The 20,239-nt window shown below is 57.9% G+C and carries 18 protein-coding genes; 5 read left to right on the top strand and 13 right to left on the bottom strand.

What is annotated here, in order from left to right:
* Positions 1-59 precede the first annotated feature (59 nt).
* Complete coding sequence (gene mnmA, locus PEL8287_RS01755; protein ID WP_085890627.1) at positions 60-1,205, top strand: tRNA 2-thiouridine(34) synthase MnmA; 1,146 nt, start codon at positions 60-62, stop codon at positions 1,203-1,205.
* 73 nt (positions 1,206-1,278) lie between these two features.
* On the opposite strand, the gene PEL8287_RS01750 is transcribed toward mnmA, so the two are convergent.
* Positions 1,279-2,682 (bottom strand): MATE family efflux transporter, encoded by a 1,404-nt coding sequence (locus tag PEL8287_RS01750; RefSeq protein ID WP_085890626.1) that lies wholly within the window; start codon positions 2,680-2,682, stop codon positions 1,279-1,281.
* Positions 2,683-2,898: 216 nt separating this feature from the next.
* Entirely contained in the window at positions 2,899-4,122 is a 1,224-nt protein-coding gene (locus tag PEL8287_RS01745) for an acyl-CoA dehydrogenase (protein ID WP_085890625.1), read from the bottom strand.
* Positions 4,123-4,237: 115 nt separating this feature from the next.
* Between PEL8287_RS01745 and PEL8287_RS01740 the strand changes: the two genes are divergently transcribed.
* A complete protein-coding gene (locus PEL8287_RS01740) occupies positions 4,238-5,146 on the top strand; it encodes a LysR family transcriptional regulator (RefSeq protein WP_085890624.1) in 909 nt (302 codons plus the stop codon).
* Between the two features lie 163 nt (positions 5,147-5,309).
* Here the strand turns inward: PEL8287_RS01740 and phoB are convergent, their stop codons facing one another.
* The 10 genes from phoB to PEL8287_RS01690 all read right to left on the bottom strand — a co-directional run bounded on the left by phoB (position 5,310) and on the right by PEL8287_RS01690 (position 15,295).
* Positions 5,310-5,999 (bottom strand): phosphate regulon transcriptional regulator PhoB, encoded by a 690-nt coding sequence (gene phoB / locus PEL8287_RS01735; protein ID WP_085890623.1) that lies wholly within the window; start codon positions 5,997-5,999, stop codon positions 5,310-5,312.
* 19 nt (positions 6,000-6,018) lie between these two features.
* A complete protein-coding gene (gene phoU / locus PEL8287_RS01730) occupies positions 6,019-6,744 on the bottom strand; it encodes a phosphate signaling complex protein PhoU (protein ID WP_085890622.1) in 726 nt (241 codons plus the stop codon).
* A gap of 9 nt (positions 6,745-6,753) precedes the next feature.
* On the bottom strand, positions 6,754-7,551 hold the full coding sequence (gene pstB / locus PEL8287_RS01725; RefSeq protein WP_085890621.1) for a phosphate ABC transporter ATP-binding protein PstB: 798 nt from the start codon (positions 7,549-7,551) through the stop codon (positions 6,754-6,756).
* 17 nt (positions 7,552-7,568) lie between these two features.
* Positions 7,569-9,341: a phosphate ABC transporter permease PstA gene (pstA, locus tag PEL8287_RS01720; RefSeq protein WP_085890620.1), complete on the bottom strand. Its 1,773-nt coding sequence runs from the start codon at positions 9,339-9,341 to the stop codon at positions 7,569-7,571.
* A 10-nt stretch (positions 9,342-9,351) separates the two neighbouring features.
* Positions 9,352-10,728 (bottom strand): phosphate ABC transporter permease subunit PstC, encoded by a 1,377-nt coding sequence (pstC, locus tag PEL8287_RS01715; RefSeq protein WP_085890619.1) that lies wholly within the window; start codon positions 10,726-10,728, stop codon positions 9,352-9,354.
* Between the two features lie 74 nt (positions 10,729-10,802).
* Positions 10,803-11,801, bottom strand: coding sequence for a substrate-binding domain-containing protein (locus tag PEL8287_RS01710; RefSeq protein ID WP_085890618.1), 999 nt, complete (start codon positions 11,799-11,801; stop codon positions 10,803-10,805).
* A gap of 281 nt (positions 11,802-12,082) precedes the next feature.
* Positions 12,083-13,132, bottom strand: coding sequence for a sensor histidine kinase (locus PEL8287_RS01705; RefSeq protein ID WP_085890617.1), 1,050 nt, complete (start codon positions 13,130-13,132; stop codon positions 12,083-12,085).
* A gap of 17 nt (positions 13,133-13,149) precedes the next feature.
* Positions 13,150-13,671, bottom strand: a complete 522-nt coding sequence (locus PEL8287_RS01700; RefSeq protein ID WP_085890616.1) for a gamma carbonic anhydrase family protein — start codon at positions 13,669-13,671, stop codon at positions 13,150-13,152.
* Positions 13,668-14,309, bottom strand: a complete 642-nt coding sequence (gmk, locus tag PEL8287_RS01695) for a guanylate kinase (protein ID WP_085890615.1) — start codon at positions 14,307-14,309, stop codon at positions 13,668-13,670. The genes PEL8287_RS01700 and gmk overlap by 4 nt, the downstream gene beginning before the upstream one ends.
* Positions 14,310-14,404: 95 nt before the next feature.
* A complete protein-coding gene (locus PEL8287_RS01690) occupies positions 14,405-15,295 on the bottom strand; it encodes a YicC/YloC family endoribonuclease (protein WP_085890614.1) in 891 nt (296 codons plus the stop codon).
* Positions 15,296-15,526: 231 nt separating this feature from the next.
* Between PEL8287_RS01690 and PEL8287_RS01685 the strand changes: the two genes are divergently transcribed.
* On the top strand, positions 15,527-16,201 hold the full coding sequence (locus tag PEL8287_RS01685; RefSeq protein WP_085890613.1) for a PAS domain-containing protein: 675 nt from the start codon (positions 15,527-15,529) through the stop codon (positions 16,199-16,201).
* An 85-nt stretch (positions 16,202-16,286) separates the two neighbouring features.
* Positions 16,287-17,408, top strand: a complete 1,122-nt coding sequence (locus PEL8287_RS01680) for an NADase-type glycan-binding domain-containing protein (protein ID WP_085890612.1) — start codon at positions 16,287-16,289, stop codon at positions 17,406-17,408.
* Between the two features lie 143 nt (positions 17,409-17,551).
* On the opposite strand, the gene PEL8287_RS01675 is transcribed toward PEL8287_RS01680, so the two are convergent.
* Positions 17,552-18,922 (bottom strand): class II 3-deoxy-7-phosphoheptulonate synthase, encoded by a 1,371-nt coding sequence (locus PEL8287_RS01675; protein WP_085890611.1) that lies wholly within the window; start codon positions 18,920-18,922, stop codon positions 17,552-17,554.
* A gap of 169 nt (positions 18,923-19,091) precedes the next feature.
* Here PEL8287_RS01675 and PEL8287_RS01670 point away from each other — a divergent pair, with 169 nt between their 5' ends.
* Positions 19,092-20,093, top strand: coding sequence for a GlxA family transcriptional regulator (locus tag PEL8287_RS01670; RefSeq protein ID WP_085890610.1), 1,002 nt, complete (start codon positions 19,092-19,094; stop codon positions 20,091-20,093).
* Positions 20,094-20,239 lie beyond the last annotated feature (146 nt).

The following is a 20,239-nucleotide window of genomic DNA, read 5'->3' as shown; positions in this document are numbered from 1 at the left end:
GGCGCTCTGTCAAACGGCCATAGGCCAGATCTTACACAACCACCCGACCGGAGGCCACGATGGCACTGGACAACGACACCAGACTGAACTCGCTGGGATTTGCAAAACCCCCGGCCGACACCCGCGTTGTCGTGGCCATGTCTGGTGGCGTTGACAGTTCGGTCGTTGCCGCAAAACTGGCCGAGGAAGGCTATGATGTGGTCGGGGTCACCCTGCAGCTATATGACCACGGGGCAGCTTTGGCCAAAAAAGGCGCCTGTTGTGCAGGTATCGACATCCACGATGCCCGCCGTGTGGCCGAAGATATGGGCTTTCCGCATTACGTGCTGGATTACGAAAATATCTTCAAAGACGCCGTGATCGACGAATTTGCCGACAGCTATCTGGCCGGTGCCACACCCGTGCCCTGTATCCGCTGCAATGAGCGGGTGAAATTCAAGGACCTGCTGGAAACAGCCCGCGATCTTGAGGCCGACTGCATGGCGACCGGCCATTATATCCAACGCAAGATAGGGGAAAACGGCCCCGAGCTGCATTGCGCAGCTGACGCCAACCGCGACCAGTCGTATTTTCTGTTTTCCACCACGCCTGAGCAACTGGATTATCTGCGCTTCCCGCTGGGCCACCTTCCCTCCAAGGATGCGACCCGCGAACTGGCGGCGAAATATGGGCTGTCCGTCGCGGACAAGCCCGACAGCCAGGACATCTGCTTTGTGCCGAACGGCAACTACGCCAGCGTGATCGAAAAGCTGCGCCCTGGCGCGGCCGAACCTGGCCAGATCGTCGATACCGATGGGCGTGTTCTGGGCGAACATAACGGTGTGATCCACTACACCATCGGCCAACGCCGCGGTCTGGGCATCGGAGGGCTGGAAGACCCGCTTTATGTTGTCAAACTCGACGTCGACACCAAACAGGTTATCGTCGGCCCCAAAAGCATGCTGTCCACCCGCACCATTCCGGTGCGCGAGATCAACTGGCTGGGGGACGAGGCCCTTGCCTCACGCCCGGAATGGGAAATCTCGGTCAAGGTCCGCTCTACCCGGCCCCCGCGCACCGCGATCATCCGGCCGCTCTCTGACACCGAGGCCGAAGTGGAGCTGCTGACCGCCGAAGAAGGTATCAGCCCGGGACAGGCCTGCGTGTTTTACGAAACCGAGGGCAGCCGCATCCTCGGCGGTGGCTGGATCTGGAAAGGCCGTTAAGAGCGGCGCCGTCAACAAGTGACCGCAACACTTTAATTGTTGAGCGAAGATGAACGGCGCGCCTTTTCAGGCTCTAAGATCGGCAACAACGGTTGGACATAATCTGCATGCGTTCGTCCGGGCACAGGAATTTGGGTTTAAGCGGTGACCTGTTCGGATCATCGATCATCCGCATGCTCAGGCTGACCGCAATGCCGGCGAAAATAATGCCGCCAATTGCCTGTCCGATCAAAACGCCATGGGCGCCCCAGATCGACGCCCCAAGAATTACCAGTGGCAGTGTTCCCAACGTGCTGCGTCCCCAGTTTATCCATGTGGAATACATTGGATGCCCGAGGTTGTTGAACGACGCATTCGATACAAAAATTGCACCGTTAAAGAACGCGGCCAGCGCCAGAGGACCGCAATAAATGAATATCAGGGATCGCATCATGCCTGTTGCATCAAAAAGATCCGCAATCGGTTCCCTCAGCAGGAACAGCAGGGCCGACATGACCAGCACATAAACCGCAACAAAGATAAGTCCGTCAAAAAACGCTTCGCGTACCCTTTTGTGTTGCCCAGCCCCGTGGTTCTGCCCAAAGATCGGTCCAATCGCACCCGAAAGAGCCAGCACGACAGCGAAAACCACCGGAACCATCCGGTTGATGACGGCCATACCCGCCACCGCATCCGATCCGAACTGGGCCATTTCACGGGTAACGATTGCCGCGCCGACCGGAGTGGCAACAGTGCCCAGAACCGCCGGAATGGCGATCTTTGCCGCATCGCCAAAGTCGCGCATGACGCAGCGCGGGCGCGGTATGGCAAAGGCCCGATACCGGGCAATAGCCGGATAAAGCGCGACAAGCATGGTGACAAACCGCGCCAGAACCGTGGCTAGGGCTGCGCCTTCCAGTCCAAATCCCAATGTAAAGATCAGGATTGGATCAAAAACAGCGTTGACAGCAGCACCGGCCAGGGACGGATACATCGCCCTGTTGGCGTCACCGTAGGCGCGCAACACGGCAACAGCTGTCATTGCCATCCCCGAAAGCAGGGTTGTAGGTAATATGATCCATAAATAGCTTGCGGCCATTTCTGCAACCTGCCCGGTCGCGCCAACAAGACTTAACAGGAAATCAATATTAGGTAGCGTTATTATAGGTATAAGGATGCCTACAATAACCGAGATCACCGCGACGCTGGTTGCATATTCGCGTGCGTCGACCTCGTTATCGGCGCCGATTGCCTTGGCAACCAGGGCCCCCGCAGCAATTGACAGTCCGATGTTGACCGCGCTGGCAAAGAACATCAGGGTGCTGGCATAGCCTGCTGCGGCCGCCAGCGACTCCTGCCCCAGCATCGAAATGAAAATGATGTCGATCAGGTCGACGGCAAAGATCGCCATCAAGCCGATGCTAGAAGTAAATGCCATCACTGAAACGTGTCGAAACAGGTTTCCGCTGGTGAAACTGGTTTTGGCCTGAATTGCCATTTCGCTCTCCGCTGAACAACCCCTAGGATTGAACAAGATTTTCCAAGGAGAGGTGCAGTTATGTCAGTACCGATCGGTAATCAATGGCGGCGTCGCCGATGAACAGGGAGTGTGCGTAAATGCAAATAGTGTCAACACGGTACCAAAAGGGGATTTACCAAGATATTTGGCAAATCCCCTAGTATAATCCGAAGTGATCAACACGCGCTGGCGGACCTAGAAAAAGGCCTGTAAGCCCGTCTGGGCCCGGCCCAGGATAAGAGCGTGCACGTCGTGCGTACCTTCATAGGTATTTACTGTTTCCAGATTCATCATGTGCCTGATTACCTGAAACTCTTCGGAAATACCGTTGCCACCATGCATGTCACGGGCATGGCGGGCGATGTCCAGTGCCTTGCCGCAGTTGTTGCGCTTGATGAGCGAAATCATTTCGGGCGCGGCATTGGCCTGATCCATCAACCGCCCCACCCTCAGGGCCGCCTGCAGACCCAAAGAAATCTCAGTCTGCATATTGGCAAGTTTAAGCTGGAACAGTTGCGTTTGCGCCAGCGGACGTTTGAACTGATGCCGATCCAGTCCATACTGACGGGCCGCGTGCCAGCAAAATTCGGCCGCCCCCATGACGCCCCATGCAATGCCATACCGGGCGCGATTCAAACATCCAAAAGGCCCTTTAAGCCCTTGAACATTAGGCAAAAGCGCGTCCTCTCCAACCTCGACACCGTCCATAACGATCTCGCCGGTGATGGATGCGCGCAGACTGAGTTTGCCGCCGATTTTCGGGGCGCTCAAACCCTTCATGCCCTTTTCAAGGATAAAGCCACGAATTTTACCGTCATGGGCATCGGATTTGGCCCAGATAACGAAAACATCGGCGATAGGGCTGTTCGAAATCCACATCTTGGACCCGGTCAGACGATAGCCGCCATCAATTTTTTGGGCGCGGGTTTTCATGCCGGCGGGGTCGCTGCCGGCATCGGGTTCCGTCAGGCCGAAACAGCCAATCAATTCGCCTTTTGCCAATCCTGGCAGATACTTAAGGCGCTGTTCTTCACTGCCGTAGGCATAGATCGGATACATCACAAGACTGGATTGCACGCTCATCATACTGCGATAGCCTGAATCGACACGCTCGATTTCGCGGGCGACAAGGCCGTAACTGACATACCCGGCGGATAACCCGCCATATTCTTCGGGAATCGTTGTACCAAGCAGGCCCATCCCGCCCATTTCACGGAAAATTCCCGGGTCGGAAGTTTCATCGGAATATGCTTTGATTACCCGGGGTTGCAGGACGTCCTGCGCAAATGCCCGGGCGCTTTCGGCGATCATCCGTTCGTCTTCTTCCAGTTGATCGTTCAGGCGCAGCGCATCTTCCCAATCGAATGCGTTAAGATCTGGTGCATCCTTTGCGCGGATTGCGGGCGTATCCAGGGACATTTCAGGCTCCTTATGAGTTTTCGGCAACAAAATCGCCAGGTTGATTGCAAGCTAGCGCATTTTATGCCAGAGGAATATCGATAAATCCGCATCCTATCATGAGTTATTCGCATAGATGGCCATTCCTCGCAGATTTCTGCCTTCCATTGCTTCGCTGCGCGCGCTGGAGGCACTTGACAGGCTGGGAAGCGCCACCGCCGTGGCCGAGGAAATGGCGCAGACCCAGAGCGCTGTCAGCCGTCAGTTGCAGGCGCTTGAGGAACAGTTGGGCGTGACCCTGATCATCCGCGAAGGGCGGCGGATGATGCTGACGCCCGAGGCGGAGGATTATGCCGAAAAGATACGTGGCGCATTGCAGCAAATCAGTCAGGCGTCGTTGAAGCTGACGGTCAACCCAACAGGCGGCAGCCTAGATCTGGCAATCCTTCCGACTTTCGGCATGCGCTGGCTGGTGCCACGACTGGCCGATTTTGCACGCCAATATCCAGAGGTGACGATCAATCTGTCAACGCGGCTGAAACCCTTCAGCTTCAACCAACAACCCTTTGATGCAGCAATACATTTCGGAACGGCCGACTGGGCGAACACCCAGGCGCTGCGGCTGAAGACCGAAACGGTTCTGCCAGTCTGTGCGCCCGGGATGATCTGCAACGTGGATATTCAGAGCCCCCGCGATCTGCTGAACCTGCCGCTCTTGCATATCGAAACCCGGCCCGAGGCCTGGCCGGCGTGGTTTGCCGGTCACGGCGTGCTGATGGGACAGGTGTCTGGAACAATCTATGACCAGTTCTCGACCATCACGCAGGCAGCTCTGCACGGGCTGGGGGTGGCATTGCTGCCCGATTACCTGGCCGAGCAGGATCTGGCGACCGGTCGGCTGGTATCAGCCTGGGGCGGCCCGACACAAAGCCCCGGCGCCTATTATCTGGTCTGGCCGGTGCGCAAGGCGCGTGATCCGGCGTTATTGAAGTTTCGTGACTGGCTGGCAGGACAAACCGAAGACGAAGACCCCCTGCCCCGGTGATGACGTTTTCATGCAGAATGCTCATGTACCACCGTACGGAAATGGTTAATGAGCGAGGATGCAAGGCGATGAAAAATTTCGTACGAAGCGTACGGATTGCACGTGGATTTCGTACGCGATTTGAGGGCTTTCGGGCGACCGGCGTACGTTTCGTACGAAACACCTAGCCCAGGGCGTATCCGGCTCCGCGCACGGTGCGCAGCGGATCATCACCGCCATGCACGCAAAGCGCTTTTCGCAGGCGCCCGATGTGCACATCGACAGTGCGGGTATCGACGTAGATATCGCGCCCCCAAACCCGGTCCAGTAATTGTTCGCGGCTCCAGACCCGGCCTGGTTTCTCCATGAAGGTCGACAGAAGGCGAAATTCAGTGGGGCCAAGTTTAAGGGGTTTGTCGCGGCGCGTGACACGATGCGTTTCCGAATCCAGAACAATATCGTCATATTCCAGGCGCTCGCCTACGGTGGCAGGTCGGGTGCGGCGCAGTTGGGCGCGAACCCGGGCCAGCAATTCGACCACAGAATAGGGTTTGACGACATAATCGTCAGCCCCAGTTTCCAGACCACGGACACGGTCCAGTTCTTCGGACCGGGCCGACAGCATGATGATTGGAATGGCGCGGGTGGCATTGCGGGTTTTTAACTGGCGACACACTTCGATCCCCGAGGTGTTGGGCATCATCCAGTCAAGCACGATGATGTCGGGTGTATCTTCGGCCACCAGCATCAGCGCGTCTTCGCCATTACTGGCTGTGAGCACGCGAAAACCATCGGCCGCAAGGTTATAGGAAAGTACTTCGCGCTGTGCCGGCTCATCCTCGACCAGAAGCACAGTGGGTTGGTCGGCTGACATAGGTTGGCCTCCTTATACCTTAACCCTGCACAGGTGGGGCAATGCTGGGGTCGGTTGAGGTACTGTCACTTTTCGGGCGGGCGTCATCGGGCATTTCACCTGTGACGAGATAAATCACCTGCTCGGCGATCGAAGTGACATGATCTCCCATGCGTTCGGTGTTCTTGGCGATGAAATGCAGGTGCATGCAAGGCGTGATATTACGCGGGTCCTCCATCATGAAGGTCAGGAATTCCCGGAAAAGCGCATTGTACATCTGGTCGACATCGTGGTCGCGTTCAATCACGTCGCTGGCCAGATCGGCGTCGCGCTGGATATAGGCATCAAGCGCGTCTTTCAACATACGCCCGACCTCTTTTGCCATGCGGCGCAGGGCGGCCGATGAGCCGTTGACCGGGGTCATGCCGGCCAGAACGGTGGTTCGTTTGGCCATGTTTTTTGCGTAATCGCCGATGCGTTCCAGATTGCCGGCGATCTTGATCACCGACAGAATGAGGCGCAGGTCACGCGCGGTGGGCGCGCGCAGGGCGATAACGCGGGCGGCTTCCTGGTTGATCTCCTCCTCCAACGCGTCAATGGCCTGGTCGGCGCGGCGCACCTTTTCGGCCTGTTCCGGGTCGCGCGCCTCAAGCGAGCTGGCCGCGTTGATGATCGCCTCTTCAACCAGCCCGCCCATCTTCATGATCCGGGCCAGGATGGTTTCAAGGTCGCGGTCAAAGGCCGAGGCAATGTGATCGTCTGACATGGGGACTCCTTAGCCGATACGGCCGGTGATATAGCTTTCGGTACGCGGATCATCGGGGTTGGTGAAAATCTGGCTGGTTTCGCCAAATTCCACAAGGTTGCCCAGATGAAAGAAAGCGGTTTTCTGGCTGACGCGGGCGGCTTGCTGCATCGAGTGGGTGACAATCACCAACGAATAGCGCGTGCGCAGCTCATCTATCAGTTCTTCGACCTGTGCGGTGGCGATGGGATCAAGCGCTGAACACGGCTCGTCCATCAGCAGCACCTCGGGTTCGGTGGCGATGGCGCGGGCGATGCACAGGCGTTGCTGCTGCCCGCCCGACAGGCCGGTGCCGGGGGCATGAAGGCGATCCTTGACCTCGTCCCAGATGGCGCCGCGACGCAGGGCCTTTTCTACAATCACGTCCAGATCGGCGCGTGTCCTGGCAAGCCCGTGGATCTTGGGGCCATAGGCGACGTTGTCGTAGATGGACTTCGGAAACGGGTTGGGCTTCTGGAACACCATGCCGACCTTGGCGCGCAGTTGCACCGGGTCGACACGTTTGTCGTAGATATCTTCGCCGTCCAGACGGATGTCGCCGGTGATGCGGCAGACGTCGATGGTGTCGTTCATCCGGTTCAGGCAGCGCAGGAAGGTGGATTTGCCACATCCCGAGGGGCCGATAAAGGCGGTCACGGTCTTGTCGGCGATATCCACGTCGACGTCTTTGATGGCGTGGGTGTCGCCATAGTAGACCTGCACGTTACGGGCGGAAAATTTGATGTCGGTCTGATCCAAGGCGCTTCCGTGGGTTTGAGTGTCATACATGGGGTTTATCCTGTGAGTTACCAGCGGCGCTCAAAGCGGCGGCGAAGAAGGATGGCGACGGCGTTCATGACCACCAGAAACAGCAGCAATACACAGATGGCCGCACCGGTCTTGGCCTCGAACGCGCGTTCTGGAAAATCGGACCAGCGGAACACCTGCACCGGCAAAACGCTGGCGCTGTCGGTGATACCGCCGGGGATGTCCACGATAAAGGCAACCATGCCGATCATGATCAGCGGGGCAGTTTCACCAAGGGCTTGCGCCATGCCGATGATGGTTCCGGTCAGCACGCCGGGCATGGCCAGCGGCAGCACGTGGTGGAAAGTAGTTTGCAGACGTGAAGCCCCAACCCCAAGCGCGGCGTCGCGGATTGACGGCGGCACCGCCTTGAGCGCGGCACGCGAGGCGATAATAATCGTGGGCAGGGTCATCAGCGCCAGCACGATCCCCCCTGCCAGAGGGGCCGAACGCGGCACGCCGAAGATGCCAAGGAAAACCGACAGCCCCAGCAGGCCGAAGACGATCGAGGGCACGGCGGCAAGGTTGTTGATATTGACCTCGACGAAATCGGTGAATTTGTTCCTGGGTGCGAATTCTTCCAGATAAACGGCTGCAGAGACCCCGATGGGAAAGGCCAGCAGGAAGGTTACCAGCATCGTCCAGAATGACCCCACGGTGGCGCCCCAGATGCCAGCCAGCTCGGGTTCACGCGAATCTGCCGACGTGAAGAAGCGCCAGTTGAACACCCGGTCCACCTGCCCCTGAACCCGGAGGGTTTCAATGGCGGCTATCTGGGTATCCGAGATTTTGCGCGCGGCTTCGGGCAGGTCGGTCATATAAAGCGACCAGTCGGCAACATCCGTGACGGCGCGCGTTTCGGTCAATACGGTGCCACTGGCCCGTGCGCGATCAAGTTTGGTAAGTTTGATCCAGCCGCCGGCAACATTGATCAGCATCGAGCGGTTTTCGTCATCCAGTTCCTCGGTGCCTTCGGTTTGCGAGGCGCGGATTTCGAGCGCCCGAGCCTGTGCCAGCAGTTTGTCACGGTTGGCCGCGCTTTTCTTGGCTTTTGCACTGTTCTTTTCGCGCTCTTTGTCGGTATCAGCCGTTTCAGCCCGCTGAGCATAAACCTGAGCTGCATTGTCCTGACGAGCAGCCTTGCGCCGCAGGTCTGCGGCATCCCCGAGCAAATGTTTTTTGACGGTCAGCAGCGCCGTTGCAAAGTCATCAGCGGTGGAGGTCACGGTGACTGCATCATCATCAAGAGTTATCGTCAGATTTCCCTTTGTCGGGCTTTCCACCAGTGCGCCGTATTCGCCTTTGAGATACAGGTCGGTGGCGTCAGAGGCGAGGAACGGGTATTCTATGGTCTGACCGATCAAAGCAGGGTTCAAGCTGGCCTTGGTAGCCAGTTCAAAAGATGCGCCGGAAGAGACCAGATCATAAAGCTCGCGTTTTGCCGTGCGGCCTTTGATCGACGGGAATTGTTCTTTCAGCACATCTTTGGTCAGCCCTGAAAAATCGGCCCGCAGGATGTCGTTTGGAGTGGCTGTGTCGTCAAGACCCAGTTCATTGGCCGACAGGGTGACCGGCAGAGTCAGGTAACTTTCGGTGATCGACGTTGCCGCCTGAGACAGCACTGACCATAGCAGGGTAAAAAGCGCCAGCCCGGCAACGGTGATAGCGGTAATGCCATAAGCGCGCAGACGCCATTCCGCGCGGCGGCGGGCCCGCAATCGCGGGCTGGATGTGCCCAGCAACGAGCGGTGATGTCCGGTCATGTCGGTCATGGAGCGGCCTCTACTCATAGGTTTCGCGGTATTTGCGCACAAGACGCTGGGCCGCCACATTCATCAAAAGCGTGATGCAAAACAGCGTAAACCCGAGTGTAAAGGCCGGGCCTGCAGCGGTTTCGGCCTCGGTATCGCCGGTGATCAGCATAACGATCTGCACGGTAACGGTTGTCACTGCCTCTAGCGGATTGGCAGTCAGGTTGGCACCCTGCCCTGCGGCCATGACCACGATCATGGTTTCCCCCACGGCGCGGCTGAATCCCAGCAAAGCAGCCGAGACGATACCTGGTAATGCGGCGGGCAGAACCACCTGACGGATGGTTTCGGCCTTGGTGGCGCCCAGCCCAAACGACCCGTCGCGCAGCGCCTGCGGCACGGAATTGATCACGTCGTCGGACAGCGATGATATGAATGGGATGATCATGATGCCCATGACAAGCCCGGCCACAAGGGCGGATTCGGACGCAATGGAAACACCGATGGCATCGCCGGTGTTCCTGAAAAACGGCGCCACGGTGATGGCGGCGAAAAATCCATAGACCACAGTGGGAATACCCGCCAGAATTTCCAGCATCGGCTTGACGATGGCGCGGGTTCGGTTCCCGGCAAAATCACTGAGATAGATGGCGGCAAACAGACCCACGGGCACGGCCACGAGCATGGCGATAAAAGTGATCATCAGCGTACCGGCGAAAAGCGGGACCGCGCCTACCTTGTCGGCGTCCATATGCCCCTCTTGTACGCCAGAGAGCGGGCTCCAGGTTGTGCCGAACAGAAACTTGTGCAGCTGCCAGTCGATTTTTGAAAAGAAGCTGTAAGTTTCAAAAATCAGTGAAACCACGATACCGATGGTGGTAAGGATCGCGATGGTGGCCATGGCGGCCAGGATCAGGCGCACGATGTTTTCTGCGCGGTTGCGCGCGCGCCAGTCCAGTGACACGGTCGCCTGAGTGGCAATGGCTGCTATCAGGGCTGCACCAACAACCAACGCGATACGGATCCAGCCCCAAAAGGCGGCTTTGGCGGCATAGGCGGCTGCAATCTCTTGACGCAGCGGGTCTGTCTGGCTGGCGATGCGGCCGGTGGCCAGCGCCTTGGCATCCGACAGGATCAACTGGCGCTCGATAAAAGCGCTGTCAGGAAGGGCCTGACCGATCTGAGACAGCAGGCTGTTTGTCATCAGATAGTTGGGCACAAGCGTCAGAACGATCAGAAAACCAATGCCCGCCATCAACACCCATAGCAGGCTGTAGAACCCGTGATAGGCGGGACGCGAATGCAGACTGGCCGGCGTGTCACCGGCAAGCTGCCCGGCGCGGGATCTGGCAACCAGAAACGAAGCCAGCGCCAGCACCAGAACAAAGCCGAAAAGCAGGGTTGTCATATGCGTTCCCCGGGTCCTTACATGTTAACGGGAGGCGTGGGACCGCCTCCCGTTCTGAGTTCAGGCGTGATGGATCAGTTCCACTCGTTGCCGGTCATGGTGGTCAGGTTCTTGACCGCGTCGCTGACAGTATTGAAGCTGTCGGCGGGCAGCGGGATCAGGCCTTTGTCCAGCAGATAGCCGTCTTCGCCAGCGGCGTTTTCCGACATGAACTCGACCGCGTATTCCTGAATGCCGGGCACCACACCAACATGGGCATTCTTAATGTAGAAATACAGCGAGCGTGACACCGGATAGTCACCCGAAGCGATGTTGTCGAAAGTTGGTTCCACACCATCAACCACCGCGCCTTTGATGGCATCAGCGTTCTGATCCAGGAACGAGAAACCAAAGACACCCAGGGCATCAGGATTGGCCTCAAGTTTCGAAACGATCAGGTTGTCGTTTTCCCCGGCTTCGACATAGGGGCCGTCCTCGCGAATATGGCTGCCGTCCTTGCCGCAGAAGTCTTTTTCATGGCCTGCCTCAAGACAGCCCTCGATCATAACCAGCTCCTCGAACGCATCGCGGGTACCCGAACTTGGCGGCGGGCCCAGAACTTCGATGTCGATGGCGGGCAGCGCCGGGTCAATCTCGTCCCATGTGGTGGGTTTGTCCCCTTCGGCGGCCAGCGCCTGCCACAGCTGTTCACGGGTCACTTCGAAATCGGCACCGGATTTGGCGTTGGCCACAACGATGCCGTCAAAACCTACGGTAACTTCGGTAATCTCGGTTACGCCATTTTCGGCGCAAAGTTTGAATTCCTTAGCCTTCATACGGCGCGAGGCGTTGGCGACGTCAGGATGTTCCACACCGACGCCAGCACAGAACAGTTTCAGACCCCCACCCGATCCGGTCGATTCAACAACCGGTGTCCGGAAATCGGTGGTTTTGCCAAACTGTTCAGCCACGGCGGTTGAAAACGGAAAAACGGTGGATGACCCGACAATGCGGATCTGGTCTCGCGCCGATGCGGCACTGGCGGAAACAGCAGCGATGACCACGGCAGAGGCGGTCAGTTTTGCAAGGGACATATCAAACTCCTGATCTGTTTGTCCGGGCCATTCAGGCGATGACCTCTGGCGCCGTTGCTAATCCTCCGTGACAACGCTTTTGTTACGTTTTTGTAACGGTTTCATGACAGTCGGTATTTTTCTGTCAAAGCAATCGCGCGGACGTTTCGGGCGAACGTTCGTCACTCAACAAATTCTTGGGGGCCCGGGGGGGGCATGTCCCGGAATTGCGCGGTCACGCGAAACTGTAACGTGTTAACAACAAACCCTTTTTCGCAAACCGGCGCGGCGCGACTGAAGTTTCACCCGCGTGTTTCGCGGGGCAGGATCACCCGGAATTCGCTGCCTTTTCCCAGCTCACTGGAAATGCGCAGCCGGCCTCGGTGGCGATTTATGATATGTTTGACGATGGCCAGGCCCAACCCCGTGCCGCCCATTTCACGTGAGCGGTGACTGTCAACGCGATAGAATCGCTCTGTCAGGCGCGGGATATGAACCTGATCAATGCCGGGGCCCTGATCGGTCACCGTTACAATCACGGCAGGACCACGGACAGATGGGGCGTTTTCGGAAACATGTGCCGCAACTTCAACACTGTTACCGGCGCCTCCGTAGTTCACCGCGTTTTCAATCAGATTGGTGAAGACCTGCACAAGCTGGTCGGACGCACCGTTAACCGTCAGGCCCGTTTCGGGCAAAACAAGGTCGATTGTCACATCCTTGTCGGTCGCGACAGGGCGCAGCGCGTGCACGACCGATTGCAGACATTGCCCGATCTCCACGGTTTCAGTAGGGCGAACACGTTCCTGTCCTTCAACCCGGCTTAGGGACAGCAGATCGCGCACCAGCCGTTCCATCCGGGCCGATTCGGATTGCATGATTCCAAGAAACCGATCGATGGCGACGGGATCGTTGCGCGCGGGACCACGCAGGGTTTCGATAAATCCCATCAGCGATGTCAGCGGCGTGCGCAATTCATGGCTGACATTGGCAACGAAATCACGGCGCATCTGGTCCGCCTGCTGCAGATGGGTTGTATCCTCGAACGACACCAGAACGCCGGGGCCTGCCGCCGTGGGCACCGACGTACAAGTGACGTCAAAGCTTGTATCCTGGGCGCCGTCACTACCAAGATACCGGGTTTTGCCGGGCGTGCCCTTACGCAGGCAGGCCTCAACCGCGTCCAGCACGGTGGGCTGGCGCAGGGCGGCAATGAAATGGCGCCCGGTCAGCCCCTTGCCCAAAAACGCCTGGGCCGGATCATTGGCACCAAGGATAAGCTCATCCGGGCCGATCAGCAGAACCGGCAAGGGAAAAGCCTGCAGCAGCGGCTGGACCTGGGAGGGTTCCATTTATCCGTGCAGGGGCGTCACAGCGCCCGCAACCCGTCGCGAAACCGGCGCATGTTCTGCTGATAGTGCAGTGCGCTTTGGCGCAGGCCATCTATCGCTGCGGCATCCATCTGGCGGATCACCCTGCCGGGGGCGCCCATCACCAGGCTGCCATCGGGAATTTCCTTGCCTTCGGTAATCAGGGCGCCTGCCCCGATCAGACAGTTGCGGCCAATTCTGGCACCGTTCAGCACCGTGGCCCCCATCCCGATCAGGGAATTGTCGCCGATGGTGCAGCCATGCAGCATCGCCTTGTGACCGATGGTACAGCCCGCACCAATCGTCAACGGAAACCCCAAATCGGTGTGCATGACCGTGTTTTCCTGCACATTGCTGCCCGCGCCGATGGTAATCGTCTCGTTATCGCCGCGCAGGGTACAGCCGAACCAGACCGAAGCGGCAGTTTCCAGAATGATCTTGCCGATCAGGTTGGCATCGGGCGCCACCCAGGTATCGTCGGCAATCTGCGGTGCGGTTCCATCAAGACTGTAAAGGGTCACGTGGTTTCCTCGAATTCGGTGTGAAGTCGTTTGACATGGGCATTAAGGCCCGGTTGCTGAATACGTTTGAGCCGGGCCGCCGTCACAATGTTTTTCAGGCTTTTTTCGGTACAGTCCAGATCATCGTTGATCAGGACATAATCGTATTCGGCCCAGTGGCTGATTTCATCCCAGCTTTTGCGCATGCGTTTGGCGATGACCTCGTCACTGTCCTGTCCGCGCGTGGTCAACCGCCGGTGCAGTTCCGCGATCGACGGTGGCAGGATGAAAATCGACAGGGTGTGCGGACCCAGGGCCGAGTTCTGGATCTGCTGCGCGCCTTGCCAGTCAATATCGAACAGAACATCGCGGCCCGCGTCGATGGCCGCCTGAACCGGGGCACGCGGGCTGCCATAAAAATTACCGAAAACATGCGCATGTTCCAGCATGTCGCCATTGGCCACATCATTCTGAAACTGCTTTTCGGTCAGGAAATGATAGTCCTGCCCATCCACTTCGCCCGCCCGCGGTATGCGGGTTGTGGCCGAAACCGAAAAAGAAATTGTCGGATCCCAGTCGCGCAGGCGCCGCGACAATGTGGATTTGCCCGCGCCCGAGGGCGAAGACAGGATAATCAGAAGGCCGCGGCGGTTGGTCATTTTAGAGGTATCCTTAATTCAGTCCCTGCCCTTGGTCCCGGCTCTGCTTTCATTTTTCCAAAAATACTCAAATGCAACAGATCAGCCCTACGCGGTCATTCGACATTCTGCACCTGTTCGCGCATTTGGTCGATGACGGTTTTCAACTCCAGACCGATGGTGGTAAGTGCGGTGTTTTGCGCCTTGGCGCACAGGGTGTTGGCTTCGCGGTTGAATTCCTGGCTGAGGAAATCAAGCTTGCGACCAATCGGCGAGCCTTTGGCCAGCAGGTCGCGGGCGGCACCGACATGGGCGCGCAGTCGGTCGATCTCTTCGGTGACATCGGCCTTGACCGCCAGCATCGCAATTTCCTGGGCGATGCGGCCCTCATCGCCGCTGTCGGTATTGTCGAGCACCCTTTGAAGGGCATTGCGGAAATTCAGCGCCATATCGGCCTTGCGCGTTTCGGCTGTTTCGGCCGCCTGATCGGTCAGGTGGGCAATAACGTCAAGCTGCGCCGACAGAACGCCGGCCAGGGCCGTCCCCTCGCTGGCGCGCATGGCGATGAAACCTTGCAGCAGCGTTTCGAAATCGGCCAGCAGCGCGCTTGCCAGTGCGCTTGTGTCCTGATCCGCTGCCCCGGACTCCAGCACGCCCCGCACAGACAGAACGTCGGCCGCATTTGCAGGTGCCAGCGACAGGCCCATATCCATCGCGCGGGTCTCGATCTGGGCCATGGCGGCCAGAACACTGTCCAGTTGCACGTCATTGATGCGCTGGGTGCTGCCCTGATCCTCGGCCAGAAGCCGCAGCGACAGGGTGACATTGCCGCGGTTAAGCGCCTTGCCCAGCCGGGCACGCAGACCGGCCTCAAGGCCGTCAATCCAATCAGGCGCGCGCAGGCGCAGATCCAGCCCCTTGCCGTTGACGCTGCGCAGATCCCACGTCCAGCTGTATCCGTCATGCGCGCCCGTGGCCGACGCAAAGGCCGTCATTGAATGTAGCACAGCAGCATCCCTTTTCGATTGCCGCCCTGTCCTAGCCATTCGCCCCTGCGCTGGCAAGCACATGACATCGCCCGTGACTTACGGCGGAGTTAACCATTTGTTACGAATTTTAGATAAATCCGCCTCGAATTGTGGCATTCTGAACAAAGCCGTAAGAGTGGGTCCGGGCATGCAAGGGCATGTGCATTTGTCCGGATCCACTTTGACTTCAGAGTTTTCAAGGGTTTTGACATGCACGACGATCAGAAAAGACAGCCGTTCCCCGACACCGTTGTCAAATTTCGCGGCGACCGTACCTCGGCAAAGACAAAAGACATTGATGCATTTCGGGCCTATTGGCAAAGCATGCGCAAATCCGGTGATGTTCCGTGGCGTTCGGACATTGATCCGCGCGGGATCGAGGGACTGCTGGAAAATGCTTTTATCGCAGAAAACATCGCGCCAGGTGTGACGCGCCTGCGCATCGCGGGATCGCACCTGAGTGACCTGATGGGCATGGAGGTGCGCGGCATGCCGCTAAGTGCGTTTGTAGACCCCGGTCAGCGCAAGGATTTTGCCCTGCAACTGGTCGAGCTTTTTGACCGACCGGCGACACTGCATCTGAAGTTGCGATCCGATGGCGGCATCGGCCGGCCGGTGATCGAAAGCGATCTGGTATTGTTGCCACTGCGCAGTGATCTGGGAGATATCTCACGCGCTTTGGGGTGCCTGGTGACGAAAGGGAATATCGGACGGGCACCGCGCCGTTTCAATATTGCAAGCACAACACTTGAGCCACTGGACACAGGCAGCCCGGGTTTGATGGCAGAGTCAATGCAGGGTCCGGGAATGGCAGAAACCGGTCATCGTTTTGAGCATCGACCAGCCAACCCAAGCGAAAAACCTTATTTGCGCCTGGTCAAGTAGCCCTGCACGGGCACAAGAATTCGCGTCTCTCTTTACCAGTGCCAAAGAATTGGCCTAACCTGTTCTCAGAGAGGGGTCAGTCGACATGCGTGTACGTTTCATTCCCTGCGCCTTATGGCTTAGCCTGTTCGGTACTTTTGCGCCCGCACAGGAAGCCGCGCAGCCCCAGGTGGTCTGCACACTTGCGGGCTGTAAAGAAATTGTTCTTCCCAAACCACGCTATTCTGATGCCAGTGCGTTTTCGGTTCAGCAGGTCTGGTCAGTGGTGAACGACATTCTTTCTGTGTCGGGTCTGCTGCCCAATTTCCAGGTTGTCGAAACCGATGAAGTCGGCAATGCAGCCGCCGTGATTATCGACGGCGAGCGCTATCTGGCATTCAATCCTGATTGGATAGCGCAGTATAAAGCCGACCCATTTGCGCAATGGCAGCTTTATGGCGTGATGGCACATGAGGTCGGGCACCATCTGCAGGGTCATACGATCACCGGCACCGGATCGCGCCCGCCGACAGAACTGGAAGCAGATGAATACGCGGGTTTCACCTTATCCGCCCTTGGTGCATCTCTTACCGAAGCGCAATCATTGTGGGCCACGTTGTCGGAAAGCGGCTCTGTGACACATCCGCCGCGTCATCAGCGACTGGCTGCGGTCGAGCGGGGATGGATTCGCCGTAAAGGCCAGTCACCGGCATCGACACGCCCTGCGGCGCAACCTTCGACATCATCTGCCCCGCCGCCACCAGGCCGGTACATGCGCAACTGCGTTTCCATTTCGGCATCGAACCGCCCTGCGCAATTATGCTTTTCCTCGTATTTGGCTTCGCAGGGAAGCAACAGCTATGGTCCGGGAAATACACAGGACGGAAATCCGCGAACGGCCTGGGTTGAAGGCGTGTCTGGTCAGGGGGTCGGGGAAAACTTCTCGATTATCTTTGACGCACCGACGCATCTGAGTGTCCTGTCTATCCGTAATGGCTATGCCAAATCGGAAAGGGTTTATTCCCGTAACAGCCGCGTTCGTTCGATGAGGATCACAGGGTCGAACGGAAAACAGGCAAACTTCACATTGCGCGATACGTCAGATTGGCAACAAATCGGCACAATCGCTGACCTTGGACCGATTGCCTGGGCCAACTTTGAAATCCTCGATGTTTATGCCGGGACGCATTATCAGGACACTGCGATAACCGAAATTGTCTTCAAGTGAGAATTGCCAGGTTGTCATTATGACTTTTTGAAAGTTGCGCGGATGACTGAGCACCACAGCGGTTAACCGAGGACCGGACGCTCTTTTCCCCGAATGAAAAAGGCGCCCCCGACCGGAGGCGCCTTTGATTGATTTCAGCGGGCTCAGCCTGCCCGGGCGGCCTGACGGCTTTCACGCAGCGATGACAGCTCTTCTGCCACAAGGAACGCCAGTTCCAGCGACTGGCTGGCGTTCAGGCGCGGGTCGCAGGCAGTGTGATAACGGTCGGACAGATTTTCTTCGCTGACCGCGCGGACACCACCGATGCATTCGGTCACGTCCTGGCCTGTCATCTCAAAGTGCACGCCACCTGGGATCGTGCCCTCGGCCTTGTGCACACCAAAGAATTCGCGCACCTCGCGCAACACTGACTCGAACGGGCGGGTCTTGTAGCCGGTCGAGGATTTGATGGTGTTGCCGTGCATCGCGTCACATACCCAGACGACGCTTGCACCTTCTTCCTGAACAGTCTTGATCAGACGTGGCAGATGTTCGGCCACTTTGCCGGCTCCAAAACGTGCAATCAGCGTCAGGCGCCCCGCCTCGTTCTGGGGGTTCAGCGTTGCCATAAGCGCCTTGAGATCATCCGATGTCATAGAGGGGCCGCATTTCAGGCCGATCGGGTTTTGTACCCCGCGGCAGAAATCAACGTGCGCGCCATCGGGTTGACGGGTACGATCACCGATCCAGATCATGTGCCCCGAGCCTGCAAGCCATTTGCCCGAGGTCGAGTCAAGCCGCGTCAGCGCCTCTTCGTATTCCAGAAGAAGGCTTTCATGGCTGGTGTAGAAATCAACCGTTTGCAGCGTGTGGGCCTGGTGGCTGTCAACGCCGGCCGCCTTCATGAAATCCAGCGCGTCGCTGATGTGATTGGCCATCTCGCGGTATTTCGCGGCCTTTTCACCTTCGGTAAAACCAAGCGTCCAGGCATGCACCTGATGCACATCCGCATAGCCGCCGGTTGAAAAAGCACGCAGCAGGTTCAGCGTGGCAGCAGCCTGAGTATAGGCCTGCAACATTTTTTCGGGGTCCGGTATCCGGGCCTCTGGCGTGAAGGCCAGTTCGTTGATGATATCGCCGCGGTAGCTGGGCAGTTCCACCCCATCGATCACCTCGGTCGGGGCGCTGCGGGGTTTGGCGAACTGGCCAGCCATACGGCCCACTTTGACCACGGGCACCTTGGCGCCATAGGTCAGCACCATCGCCATTTGCAGCATCACCTTGAAAGTGTCACGGATTGCGTCGGCTGAAAACTGTTCAAAGCTTTCGGCACAATCACCGCCCTGTAGCAAAAACGCCTCGCCCCGCGAGGCCGCACCAAGCTGCGCCTTCAGGCGCCGCGCCTCGCCTGCAAAAACAAGCGGAGGATATTGCGACAGTTTCGATTCGACCCGGTTCAGGGCTGCGCCATCGATATATTCCGGCATCTGCACACGCGGCTTTGCGCGCCAGTCAGATTTTTGCCATTCCGTCATTGTCTTTCTCCGCTTTCAGAAATCTGAGCCCCGTCTATACTAAAGCAGCCCGCAAGAGGCTATATAGGATGTTCCTGAAATTTCGCAATTTCCTGCCTGGGCCCTTGCTATTTGCAACTGCTTCCTGAATCAGGCCAGAATGGGCGCACTCCCTAAGGATTCGGCACTAATGCAACCAGAAAAACACACAATAAAGATAACCGCCCCCAAGGCGCCGCGGCGTTTTGTGTTTGTGTTGCTTGATAACTTCACGCTGCTTTGCTTTGCTGCAGCCGTGGAAAGCCTGCGGATTGCCAACCGGATGGCTGATGCAAAACTGTATGAATGGGTGCTTGCCGGTGAAGGCGGGGAATCGATTACCTGTTCTGCGGGGGCCGAATTCAAGGTCGATATCGACCTTGAAGAGCTGCGCCGCGACGATACGGTGATGATCTGTGGCGGCATCAATGTGCAGTCCGCGACAACCAGAAAAATTCTAAGCTGGATACGGCGCGAAGCCCGGCGCGGTTTGAAGATTGCAGGGCTGTGCACGGCGGCGTATAGCGTGGCCAAGGCGGGCCTGCTGGATGGTAAACGGGCGACGATCCACTGGGAGAACCACGACAGTTTCAGCGAAGAGTTTGACGAGGTTGAACTGACAAAATCGATCTTTGTGGTTGATGGCAACCGGATGACAACTGCGGGCGGCACATCCTCCATCGACCTGATGCTCAAACTGATAGCCGACGATCATGGTGAAAAACTGGCCAATTTGGTGGCCGATCAGCTGATCTATTCCTCGATCCGCACCGATCAGGATACACAACGCCTGTCTGTGCCCACGCGCATCGGCGTACGCCACCCCAAGCTGAGCCAGGTCATCCAGATGATGGAGACCAATGTCGAAGAACCGATCAGCCCGTCTATCATGGCCAAGAATGTGGGCATGTCGACCCGACAGCTTGAGCGGTTGTTCCGCCGCTACCTGAACCGGTCGCCCAAGCGCTACTATATGGAGTTGCGGCTGCAAAAGGCCCGCAACCTGCTGATGCAGACGGACATGACGGTTATCAACGTCGCTCTGGCCTGTGGCTTTGCAAGCCCTTCGCATTTCTCGAAATGTTACCGCGCCCATTATGACACGACCCCGTACCGTGAACGTGGGGCCCATGCGGCCCGGTTGTCGGTCTAAGGAACGGAAAAGACCGCCATCAAGCCCGGCGGCAGGCCCCGCTTTGATCCTATCGGGTCATCGTCGCCCCAAACCGTTGCCGGGTGCCTTTTCCCGACAAGAGCGGCATCAAATTGGGCGCCGCGTTGCTCGTTCCGGAAGCGCCA

Source organism: Roseovarius litorisediminis (assembly GCF_900172295.1).
Lineage (GTDB): Bacteria > Pseudomonadota > Alphaproteobacteria > Rhodobacterales > Rhodobacteraceae > Roseovarius > Roseovarius litorisediminis.
Note: the sequence above shows the minus strand (reverse complement) of the source record. Positions and strands in the feature narration are given on the sequence as shown.

Coding starts and splice junctions, on each gene's coding strand:
- pstB (WP_085890621.1), bottom strand. CDS start 7,551: ATGTATGACACTCAAACCCACGGAAGCGCCTTGGATCAGACCGACATC.
- PEL8287_RS01680 (WP_085890612.1), top strand. CDS start 16,287: ATGCGTGTACGTTTCATTCCCTGCGCCTTATGGCTTAGCCTGTTCGGT.
- PEL8287_RS01710 (WP_085890618.1), bottom strand. CDS start 11,801: ATGTCCCTTGCAAAACTGACCGCCTCTGCCGTGGTCATCGCTGCTGTT.
- PEL8287_RS01750 (WP_085890626.1), bottom strand. CDS start 2,682: ATGGCAATTCAGGCCAAAACCAGTTTCACCAGCGGAAACCTGTTTCGA.
- mnmA (WP_085890627.1), top strand. CDS start 60: ATGGCACTGGACAACGACACCAGACTGAACTCGCTGGGATTTGCAAAA.
- gmk (WP_085890615.1), bottom strand. CDS start 14,309: ATGACCAACCGCCGCGGCCTTCTGATTATCCTGTCTTCGCCCTCGGGC.
- phoU (WP_085890622.1), bottom strand. CDS start 6,744: ATGTCAGACGATCACATTGCCTCGGCCTTTGACCGCGACCTTGAAACC.
- PEL8287_RS01745 (WP_085890625.1), bottom strand. CDS start 4,122: ATGTCCCTGGATACGCCCGCAATCCGCGCAAAGGATGCACCAGATCTT.
- pstA (WP_085890620.1), bottom strand. CDS start 9,341: ATGACCGACATGACCGGACATCACCGCTCGTTGCTGGGCACATCCAGC.
- PEL8287_RS01740 (WP_085890624.1), top strand. CDS start 4,238: ATGGCCATTCCTCGCAGATTTCTGCCTTCCATTGCTTCGCTGCGCGCG.
- PEL8287_RS01670 (WP_085890610.1), top strand. CDS start 19,092: ATGCAACCAGAAAAACACACAATAAAGATAACCGCCCCCAAGGCGCCG.
- PEL8287_RS01705 (WP_085890617.1), bottom strand. CDS start 13,132: ATGGAACCCTCCCAGGTCCAGCCGCTGCTGCAGGCTTTTCCCTTGCCG.
- pstC (WP_085890619.1), bottom strand. CDS start 10,728: ATGACAACCCTGCTTTTCGGCTTTGTTCTGGTGCTGGCGCTGGCTTCG.
- phoB (WP_085890623.1), bottom strand. CDS start 5,999: ATGTCAGCCGACCAACCCACTGTGCTTCTGGTCGAGGATGAGCCGGCA.
- PEL8287_RS01675 (WP_085890611.1), bottom strand. CDS start 18,922: ATGACGGAATGGCAAAAATCTGACTGGCGCGCAAAGCCGCGTGTGCAG.
- PEL8287_RS01685 (WP_085890613.1), top strand. CDS start 15,527: ATGCACGACGATCAGAAAAGACAGCCGTTCCCCGACACCGTTGTCAAA.